This window comes from Endozoicomonas sp. SESOKO4 (genome assembly GCF_024606275.1).
In genome coordinates, this window is record NZ_JAHHPS010000458.1 from 1 (window position 1) to 1,450 (window position 1,450).

At 45.2% G+C, this 1,450-nt stretch carries 1 protein-coding gene; it reads left to right on the forward strand.

The window, feature by feature from the left end; all coding sequences use genetic code 11:
- A partial coding sequence (locus KDK16_RS08920) for a hypothetical protein (protein ID WP_257275676.1) occupies positions 1 to 1,239 on the forward strand: 1,239 nt, incomplete at its 5' end.
- Positions 1,240 to 1,450 lie beyond the last annotated feature (211 nt).

The window sequence follows — 1,450 nt, forward strand, 5'->3', positions numbered from 1 at the left end:
ATACCAGAAAATACCGTTATCCTGCTGTCCTCCAGAACCACTTCTCCAACTGTGACGCCTGTAACGGGTAAAACCTCTGTTGGTTACCTGATTAGTGATAATATTTTTTTAAAGGAAGGTCAGGACATTATCGGGGCTGCTGATGATGGTTTTGAAATCGTCATCGCTCTGCATCCTGGTTTTACTGAGAGATATATGATCGGGGTTGGAGTCAGTGATGACTTCCAGTTTGGAAAAGCAAGAGACAATCACATAAAACACGTTACTTTCCGGCCAACTCAGGCAAATGCCCGCAATGCAACTTACTCTGCTATTTACGCACAATGTTATAACCGGAGACTGATTATAGAAAACAACGTATTCCACCTTCCAACCTGGGCTGCGGTTTACTTTTCTTGCCGAGAGGCCCTGGATGCATCTGCCAATAATTTGCGCCCGGGCCCAAGCATTCATTTAGCCCATAACACCTTCGTAGGTGAAACCCTGAGGGCATTAAACAACGACGTGATTCCCACGGAAGCATTATTTGTTAGTGTTCCTAACATCGAGAGACAGTCAAAACAGATCGCTATTGTTGAGAACACATTCAGGGGCAAAGTCTCTGAAGTGGCTGAGTTTACGATTGGAGCCGGAAGTAATGCAGATCTCTTCAGAAACACTATCGACATTAACAATACAGGCAGGACTCGTTCTGAAGTTCATTTAAATCGACAGTTTCGAAGAGGGGCCTTTGCTCTTTTGGGTCTCAGAAATACCAGTGCAGAACCTCCTCTCTTTAATTTTGCTGGCAACCACATCCAACTGACTTCAACCGCTATAAACATCAATAGACATCTTGCGGTGACACTGGCATGTAATCAGTTTCGGGCCGTTAATCTCTGGAATCAAATTAATAGTTACTACAGTCTGAAAGCCATTGATCCATTATCAATGGCAGATGAATGCAAAAAACTCCCAGGCTCAAATGCTACCACTCCCATGACACCCTGCCACCAGATTGTGAATACCTGGACTGCCATCACTCATTCCACAGCGACGCCTTTGAGTGGACTGGAAAACTTCGACGGTCCGATCATCTTTGACGCAGCAGTCTGCCCGACACTCCCTATGCCGACTGCTACCCATCATATCAGAGTGCTTAATAATACTGACGAGATCACCACTGCATCAGAGGGTACAACCGTCATGACAACTGCTCTGGGTTTCATGGCCACTCTGACTGTATTGTTGAATCTATAACCTGAGATTATGTGAACTGAGACGGTAGCACAGGCTTATGGCTAATTTTGAATGCAGCGTCCAGGATTCCAATAGACTATTCCAGGGAATCCTGAAAATGCTCAAGCTGCAACGTTATCTGGCTAGGTTAATCGCCCCTGTATTTCTGTTACAGGCTCACAGTTGGAGAAGTGGTTCTGGAGGACAGCAGGATAACGGTATTTTCTGGTAT